9 protein-coding genes and 1 pseudogene are annotated in these 7,601 nt (G+C 39.1%); 3 read left to right on the plus strand and 7 right to left on the minus strand.

Annotation, left to right across the window (positions count from 1 at the left end; genetic code table 11):
* Positions 1 to 4: 4 nt before the first annotated feature.
* The gene (locus tag WMO62_RS15430; RefSeq protein WP_349145243.1) at positions 5 to 1,048 is read left to right on the plus strand and encodes a HAMP domain-containing sensor histidine kinase; all 1,044 of its coding nucleotides are present in this window, start codon (positions 5 to 7) and stop codon (positions 1,046 to 1,048) included.
* A gap of 31 nt (positions 1,049 to 1,079) precedes the next feature.
* On the plus strand, positions 1,080 to 2,144 hold the full coding sequence (locus tag WMO62_RS15435; RefSeq protein ID WP_349145239.1) for an FUSC family protein: 1,065 nt from the start codon (positions 1,080 to 1,082) through the stop codon (positions 2,142 to 2,144).
* Positions 2,145 to 2,240: 96 nt separating this feature from the next.
* Here the strand turns inward: WMO62_RS15435 and WMO62_RS15440 are convergent.
* The 5 genes and pseudogenes from WMO62_RS15440 to WMO62_RS15460 form a co-directional block, all read right to left on the minus strand.
* Positions 2,241 to 2,512 (minus strand): annotated as a pseudogene (locus WMO62_RS15440) (transposase); the annotation flags it as partial.
* A gap of 207 nt (positions 2,513 to 2,719) precedes the next feature.
* A complete protein-coding gene (locus WMO62_RS15445; protein ID WP_349145240.1) occupies positions 2,720 to 3,628 on the minus strand; it encodes a radical SAM mobile pair protein B in 909 nt (302 codons plus the stop codon).
* Entirely contained in the window at positions 3,616 to 4,305 is a 690-nt protein-coding gene (locus WMO62_RS15450; RefSeq protein WP_349145241.1) for a radical SAM mobile pair protein A, read from the minus strand. Before WMO62_RS15450 ends, WMO62_RS15445 begins: the two co-directional genes overlap by 13 nt.
* Positions 4,302 to 4,739 carry a radical SAM mobile pair system MarR family transcriptional regulator gene (locus tag WMO62_RS15455; RefSeq protein WP_118438854.1) on the minus strand — a complete coding sequence of 146 codons (438 nt, stop codon included), beginning with the start codon at positions 4,737 to 4,739 and terminating at the stop codon, positions 4,302 to 4,304. The genes WMO62_RS15450 and WMO62_RS15455 overlap by 4 nt, the downstream gene beginning before the upstream one ends.
* A 142-nt stretch (positions 4,740 to 4,881) precedes the next feature.
* Positions 4,882 to 5,214 carry a winged helix-turn-helix transcriptional regulator gene (locus WMO62_RS15460; RefSeq protein ID WP_023921314.1) on the minus strand — a complete coding sequence of 111 codons (333 nt, stop codon included), beginning with the start codon at positions 5,212 to 5,214 and terminating at the stop codon, positions 4,882 to 4,884.
* A gap of 140 nt (positions 5,215 to 5,354) precedes the next feature.
* Between WMO62_RS15460 and WMO62_RS15465 the strand changes: the two genes are divergently transcribed.
* Positions 5,355 to 5,708 (plus strand): cupin domain-containing protein, encoded by a 354-nt coding sequence (locus tag WMO62_RS15465; RefSeq protein WP_015530145.1) that lies wholly within the window; start codon positions 5,355 to 5,357, stop codon positions 5,706 to 5,708.
* A 357-nt stretch (positions 5,709 to 6,065) separates the two neighbouring features.
* On the opposite strand, the gene WMO62_RS15470 is transcribed toward WMO62_RS15465, so the two are convergent.
* Together WMO62_RS15470 and WMO62_RS15475 are read right to left on the minus strand one after the other, a co-directional pair.
* Positions 6,066 to 7,091, minus strand: coding sequence for a CPBP family glutamic-type intramembrane protease (locus WMO62_RS15470; RefSeq protein ID WP_147602536.1), 1,026 nt, complete (start codon positions 7,089 to 7,091; stop codon positions 6,066 to 6,068).
* 28 nt (positions 7,092 to 7,119) lie between these two features.
* On the minus strand, positions 7,120 to 7,437 hold the full coding sequence (locus WMO62_RS15475; protein WP_118138214.1) for a hypothetical protein: 318 nt from the start codon (positions 7,435 to 7,437) through the stop codon (positions 7,120 to 7,122).
* Positions 7,438 to 7,601: the final 164 nt, after the last annotated feature.

Raw genomic sequence — 7,601 nt, forward strand, 5'->3', positions numbered from 1 at the left:
AATAATGGAACAAAAGAAAGAAAAAGGATTGCGGATCCGATCCTGTCTGACTGGTGCAATCTGGCTGGCACTTGTATCTTCAACAGTCATATCTGCGTTATTATTTGCTTTTTTGAATCATTTTTTTAATCTGCCTGGTAGCATACCTGTGCTTGGCTGGTTTTTGATTTTTAATACATTGATTGCAGGGCTGATTACTTCCTTTATCAATGCAAGGTTGCTGGAACCAATTACCAGACTCAGTAAAGCAATGAAGAAAGTTTCGCAGGGAGATTTTGAACAGCACTTGGAAACGAACAGCCGTATCGCAGAAGTTGGAGAATCTTACCAGAGTTTTAATGTGATGACAAAAGAGCTTCGTGCAACAGAAGTACTGCAGATGGATTTTGTCTCCAATGTTTCTCATGAGTTTAAGACCCCGATCAATGCCATTGAAGGGTATACAATGCTTCTTCAGGGAGAAGAACTGTCTCAGGAGCAAGAGGAATATGTAGAAAAAATCCTGTTTAATACCCAAAGGCTTTCCGGATTGGTTGGAAATATTTTGCTGTTATCCAAGTTAGAGAATCAGAACATACCAATGAAAAAAACAGAATATCGTTTGGATGAACAGATCCGTCAGGCATTTCTTTCCCTGGAGACAAAATGGACAGAAAAAGAAATTGGTTTCCAGGTAGAGCTGGAGGAAGTTAAATATACTGGGAATGAAGGACTTTTTATGCATATATGGATGAATCTTTTAGATAATGCGATTAAGTTCAGTCCTGCAAAGGGGACAATTATGATGTTTTTGAAGCAGGAAAAGGATTCTGTAATGTTTATTCTGGAAGATGAAGGACCGGGAATAGAGGATGATGTGAAAACTAGAATATTTGATAAATTTTATCAGGCAGACGGTTCTCACAAAGCAGAAGGAAATGGTCTCGGCCTTGCACTTGTGAAACGGATCGTAGATAGTGCTGGCGGGACAATCAAGGCAGAAAACCGGGAATATGGTGGATGCAGATTTGTTGTAGAGCTTCCAATACAGAAAGATGAGGCCATATAAGTTTAAGAAAAACAGATAGAGGAGGAATTACATGACATTTTATCAGGAATTGCAGTTAAATCAGGCAGGTTCTAAAAATCTGTTGAAAAAGAGTGAAACAGTGAAAGAAAAATCATATCATATACTGGTATATTTGGTAAAGATAGCTGTTACAATGGCATTTTGTTTTTTATTTGTTACTATTTTCAGTATCTTATTTGGAAATGAGAATAGTATTGTGGGTGTAGTAGTTTTATTATGTCTTATGGTATTTCGAAATGCGGATCTGGGGATCCACACCGGACAATCTACGATGCTTTTAGCTTTGTTCTTTGTAATTATGACTGTATGTCCGCATTTAGCAAACCAGCTTTCACCGGTACTTGGAATGCTGTTAAACATTGCTGCACTGGCAGTGCTGATTCTGTTCGGATGTCATAACCCATTCATGTTTAACCAATCCACATTGGTTCTTGGTTATCTGTTATTGTATGGATATGATGTAACAGGAAAAAGTTATCAGATGCGATTAACCGGAATGGCATTAGGTGCAGCACTTACCTGCTTCGTATTTTATCAAAATCATAAAAACAGAATGTATAAAAGAAATTTGAATGATTTGGTACAGGAATTTGATATATCTTCTTCCAGAACAAAGTGGCAGTTATGTCAGATCATATGCGTACCGGCAGTACTCTGCATTGCGGAACTCTGCAATATGCCACGGGCAATGTGGGCTGGAATTGCGGCAATGTCAGCAATCTTACCATTTATGGAGGATATGCAATACAGAGTCCGCAAAAGGATTGTCGGAAATATTGCAGGTGTAATATGCTTTACAATACTATATTTTCTGCTTCCGTCATCCATCTATACATACATAGGAATCCTTGGCGGAATTGGTGTAGGACTTTCTGCAAAATATGGCTGGCAGGCAGTATTTAACACATTTGGTGCTTTGGCCATTGCTACAGAGAGTTATGGACTAAAAGGAGCAGTTGGTCTTAGAGTGATTCAGAATGTTTTTGGCGTTGTATTTGCATTAATATTTTGTTCTATGTTTTATTGGCTTATGTCGAAAAAAAAGGAAACAGTGGTAACCGTGGCTGCAAAATAACGTGGGTTAGAAAGAAAAAAGGTTAATCCGGAGATGGCAGCTTTGCTGACGAGTCTGGCAAAGAGTATAAAGATGTAAGGGAAAATGTAAGATCTGTTGAGGAACTTTAATCTCCATAGCTCCATAACTGCTGTTCACACGTTTTCGCTTGTAGCCATTGCGATAATCGTCATTGTCCGAATGCTCGGATTTCTCATATCCAAGATGGTCATCCATTTCAGCTTCCATCATTTCTTTGATGGTCCCGCCTAAAAGACCTGGATATCTTCAGCTGTCTGAATATCATATTCCTCCAAAAGCTGATGAATGATGTTCCGTTTTCCTTCTGTCATTTGTACCCTGTGTACAGGTTTCTTTTGTCTTGCCATAATAAAAGGCCCTCCTATGATTCTATTTTATCATAGAAGAACCTTCTAAATACTATTTTACAGAAAAAGTTTCACACTCTCGCTTACGCTGGTTTAAGTATAAATTTATGTATCATGAAAAAGAAAAGGCAGCCACAGGGTTAGAACCTGTGACTGCTAAACCGTTTTTGCCCAATCCGTATTTGGATTACTTCGACAAACTTGAAGTTAGCGATTTCTTTTTCCGGTATTCTCTGTCCCACGGATTTCCTCATGATAGAAATAATTTACGATCACCGGATGCCCCTGCGGGACTCTGCCATAAGGCATTTCATTATCCACAAAGGCACAATCATACTTCTTAGCCATTTTCTCAGCTTTTACTTCAAGTGCTTCAAAGTAGCTGCGGTTATGCTTGTTATAGATCTCGTCGTAAAGTGGTACAAGATCAGGATATTTTCCGGCGATATAATCCATAATTGTCTTTTTGAAACCGCCTCGAAGATTGAGATTTTCGAGCCAGAACAGATCGCACTGATCCTTTACCCGCTCAAAGATTGCTTCAAAATCCGTGATGCCGGGGAATACCGGGGATACGAAACAGACTGTACGGATACCTGCCTTATATACCTGCTTCATAGCAGCGATACGGTGCTCAATGCTTGAAGCAGAATCCATATCGTTCTTGAAATTTTCATCTAGTGTGTTGATCGACCATGAAACGGTTACACGTCCAAGCTTCTTCAACAGATCAATATCCCATACCACAAGATCCGACTTTGTGCAGATCAGAATATCTGCGTCACTGCCGATCAGCTGCTCCAGAAGTTTTCTGGTATTCCCGAATTGCTCCTCCTGTGGATTGTAGCCATCTGTCACAGAACCGATGACCACCCGCTGTCCGGCATATTTCTTCGGATTTTTAATTTCCGGCCAATGCTTCACATCAAGGAAAGTGCCCCATTCCTCCTTGTGCCCGGTAAAGCGCTTCATAAAAGAAGCATAGCAATACTTGCAGGCATGTGTACAGCCCACATAGGGATTGACCGAGTAACCGCCTACCGGCAGACTAGACTTAGTCATGATATTCTTTGTTTCCACCTCACGAATGAGGATTCCATTTATTACTTCTTCCATGATTTCTGTACCTCTAACACTTTATTAAATTCTTCCGGCATTTCCTGAATCATATTTTCATCCCCTATGATAGGGACAAGGTCTTCCTTCATAAACACCGGAATGCCGAGCTTATGTGCCTGGTCCGTCAGAGACCATGCCCATTCCGGCTCTGTATGAATCTTCCTGCTCTGAGCTCCGGTCATGGTGCCGACAACGATCCAATTGATTCCGGAAAGGTCAACTGTGCCGGGATCGTCGAATAACGGCTCAAAGGTAACATGGTAATGTTTTGCTCTGACGTTTTTCCGAAGGGCGTCGATACGCCACAGTTCTGCTTTCCTCGTCACCGTAACGCCAAACCATGCGTTTTCCAGATCGGTATCAAAATCCAGCAAATCAGGTCGCTTGGTAAGGAACAGGAACTGATGCTGTGGATTTTCACGGATCTTTGCAAATACCTCGTCTCTCCATTCCGGCTTCCATCCGGAGAGATCGCTCGTCCCGGTAAGAAGAAAGTTCTGCGGACGTTTCTTTTCCATCATCTTGAGCTTACTCGGAAAGAATTCAGGGTCAGCGAAGTCATCAATCATATGCCAGCGTTTCACGTTGTTGCGGGCATAGCAATATGTACACCCCACTGTGCAGCCGATGATGATATTCATGTTCTGAATCTGATCTTTGATACAAATACTCATGACTTCTGCCACTCCTCAAGATTTTTTCTGATGCGGTCGAGGCATTCCTCAAACCGGGTAATTTCTTCCTCTGAAAAACCTTTGTAGTAAATACTGCCCATCTCATCAGATACAGAATCGTACTCGCCCTTTAAGGTATGTGCTTTCTCAGTCAGAAACAGGAGCGTTTTCCTTTTGTCCGTTTCAGACTGAACACGGCTTATCAGCCCTTGATTTTCCATTCTTTCCAGCATCGTAGTAAGAGATGTTATCGCTAATCCGCATTTAGTCGAGAGTGACCTGATTGAAATACCATCCTTCTGCCACAGCACATAAAGAATACGCCCCTGGGCTCCATTAAATGCATCAATATTCTTTTCACTGAGAATCTTTTCGAAAATCCGGTCTCCAAGCTGTTTTATTTTGGTAACAAGAAATCCTCCATTCATTTCCATACAAAAGCTCCTATATAGTAGTTTATTAAAAACATACTATATAGGAGCTTTATTGTCAACAGTTTATATGTCTTAATAGGTAAATTCCGTTTTTTCAATTCTCCAAACTGGAATTGTTCAAGCTTTTCAAATACTAACGTCCTTAATTCTGTTCAATAATTGATTTATAGTAGTTACCAAAGTCAGCAAGTGAATTAACAATTGGAAGCATTTTTGTTCCGAGTTCCGTTAAGCCGTATTCAACTCTCGGTGGCTGCTCATGGTAATCGTAGCGATATGCCAGCCCATCACTCATCATTTGTCTTAAACTATCTGTCAAAACCTTTTGTGAAATACCATCTATACTTCGTTGTAGCTCATTGAATCTCCATGGACGCTCTTTTAAGTTACGCAAAATCAGCAGTTTCCATTTTCCTCCGATAAGAGATACTGCTGTTGCAACTGGGCATTCCGGTAATTCTTCTTTTGCTCGCATAATTCTCACCTCCGAGTCTATTGTAACACATTCATTTTTGAGTGTACAGTTACAAAAAGGTGCGTACTTGTTTTTGTATGTGTCTCACACTATACTAATACCAAGCAACCAGAAACTAAAAATTAACTATGGAGGTTATTATGGCAAATTACACAAAAACAACTATTGGAAAGGAAAACCGAATTGAGCTGCATGAAAAGTTGTCTTTAACAGGTGCAGAAATCAGTTTAAATGAACTACCTGCAGGAGCAAATGTCCCATTTGTTCATTCTCATAAAGAAAATGAAGAAATCTATGGAATTCTTTCAGGTAACGGCAAAGCCATAATTGATGGAGAAGAAATTAGCCTTTCAACTGGAGACTGGCTAAAAATCACACCTGCTGCAAAGCGTCAGTTTTTTGCATCCGATATTTCTGGAATTACTTATATCTGCATTCAGGTAAAAGAAAATTCTCTGGAACATTTTACAGCAGAGGATGCCGTAATCGGCTAATTAAAAGTATTTATTTACAAAAATGCACAGTTCACGATAAGCTAAGAACTGTGCATTTCTTTTTTGTTCAATATTACGTTTTCTCAATTTTTCAAACTTGAATTTTCTTATGCTCCTGTTCTATTTTACAACCACAGTGTGGACAATATTCTTCACTATTTATAGGTACAACCCTTAATGATTTGCCACAGAATGGACATTGATTTTTGATTACAATTATGATTAACCTATTATAAGTTATGCCACTTCAATTTTTGCAAATATCATCCAATCTGCAATACATGAAATTAAAATAACTATTCCTAAAAATGCAGGTACTCCTGCAAATTGTTCTAAATAATTTGAATGAATTCAATATTATGCTTTTTTCTCCTTAAATGGCTTCAGAAAGATCACCCATCCAAAGATCAGCAGATTCATTACCAGTGCAACAGGAATATCTCCCCAGTGGATTTGCTGATTCTGAAGTACATCCGCAGAGTACGTTCCTGAAAAAACTACCACCATATTATTATTCAGAAAATGAATAATTATCGGGACCCAGATATTCTGGGTTTTCATATAAGTATATGCCATAAAAATCCCCAGTGAAATACAGGTAACAAACTGGCTTGCCAGAGCCGCCAGCCCCATATCCGGCGTAGTGTAATAGAAGAAGTCTATTGGTAGATGCCATACAGCCCACACACAGCCCAAAAGGATTACGCCGCCTTTTAGTCCAAATTTTTTCTGAAGAAGAGGCTGAAGATAATATCTCCATCCGTATTCTTCTCCAAAGAATGCCACTACTGACAGGAAAAAGTTTACCAAAACAGTAAAAAATATGATCCAGGTAGTAGGATTTGCCATTATTTTGCCAAATTCAGAAAGCTGGCCGCTCAGAGCACAGGCAATCACAAATCTGAGAAGATATAATCCAATAAACAACAGGATCATACGAATAGATATATTCCAATGTTCGCTGTTCAGTCCATAGGATCTGCGCTTTTCTTTACCGGATTGCAGAAGAAGAATCCAGAAAATAACGCTGCCACCTATTATAACGTAATTCATGATCGGTGCCCACTGAGAATATGGCATGCTCATCAGATCTCTATTTTGGGGAGCCAGAACAGAAGCCGCCGTGCAGACAACCAGCACCGCCGTGAGAGCTACAAAGAATATGTAAAAAGCCGTTGGAAGATTTTTATCTCCTTTTTTGGTAATTAAATAAGCCATCATCACACCTGCTGCTGGATACAGCATCTGCGCATTTGGAAAAGCGCTGAGATCAAGACCTTTTCCATAGCTATACCACATCAGAAGTCCCATTACATATGTGATTCCGTATGCTATAATCACATAGATCAATAGCTGTTTTTTCTCTGTTTGCATAAATTTCATAATTTCCTCCTTGCAACTTCAAAGTTATTTACTTCTCTTCATATTTTTTAACGATAACTAAACTATAAGCAGCCATAATTACAATTGTTTCCACCATCACACCAATAACCGACAACAGAACGTATGGTGTATTTTGATCATCTAACAGCGGAATTCCTAATATAACAAAAATGATTCCATAGATTATAAACAATAGTCCGCTCGCACGATTGTAACCTTTAACATCTTTTACTTTTATTGTTTCGGTATTAGCCCAGAATCCAACGGGATTCTTAGAAAACATATCTTTTATTCCTAATCCAATTATAAACACTCCCAAAAGTGACCATATAACAAACCCAATCATATTGTTTCTCCTTACAAACCGCATTAAAACCATAATGAGACACATTCTTGTATTTCCCAAAATCGAGATTTACTAATTCTACAAATCCCGATTTGTTTAACCTCTTAAAATCTTTTTCTTTACAAACATGGAAATTAACTCTGCTACAATTCCTAAGAGCAAAT

The sequence above is a fragment of the Hominiventricola aquisgranensis genome (genome assembly GCF_040096225.1).
Taxonomy (GTDB): Bacteria; Bacillota; Clostridia; order Lachnospirales; family Lachnospiraceae; genus Hominiventricola; species Hominiventricola aquisgranensis.

What these genes read in the sequence shown, in the direction of transcription:
- WMO62_RS15430 (WP_349145243.1), top strand. Translation starts at nt 5, where the DNA reads ATGGAACAAAAGAAAGAAAAAGGATTGCGGATCCGATCCTGTCTGACT.
- WMO62_RS15435 (WP_349145239.1), top strand. Translation starts at nt 1,080, where the DNA reads ATGACATTTTATCAGGAATTGCAGTTAAATCAGGCAGGTTCTAAAAAT.
- WMO62_RS15445 (WP_349145240.1), bottom strand. Translation starts at nt 3,628, where the DNA reads ATGGAAGAAGTAATAAATGGAATCCTCATTCGTGAGGTGGAAACAAAG.
- WMO62_RS15450 (WP_349145241.1), bottom strand. Translation starts at nt 4,305, where the DNA reads ATGAGTATTTGTATCAAAGATCAGATTCAGAACATGAATATCATCATC.
- WMO62_RS15455 (WP_118438854.1), bottom strand. Translation starts at nt 4,739, where the DNA reads ATGGAAATGAATGGAGGATTTCTTGTTACCAAAATAAAACAGCTTGGA.
- WMO62_RS15460 (WP_023921314.1), bottom strand. Translation starts at nt 5,214, where the DNA reads ATGCGAGCAAAAGAAGAATTACCGGAATGCCCAGTTGCAACAGCAGTA.
- WMO62_RS15465 (WP_015530145.1), top strand. Translation starts at nt 5,355, where the DNA reads ATGGCAAATTACACAAAAACAACTATTGGAAAGGAAAACCGAATTGAG.
- WMO62_RS15470 (WP_147602536.1), bottom strand. Translation starts at nt 7,091, where the DNA reads ATGAAATTTATGCAAACAGAGAAAAAACAGCTATTGATCTATGTGATT.
- WMO62_RS15475 (WP_118138214.1), bottom strand. Translation starts at nt 7,437, where the DNA reads ATGATTGGGTTTGTTATATGGTCACTTTTGGGAGTGTTTATAATTGGA.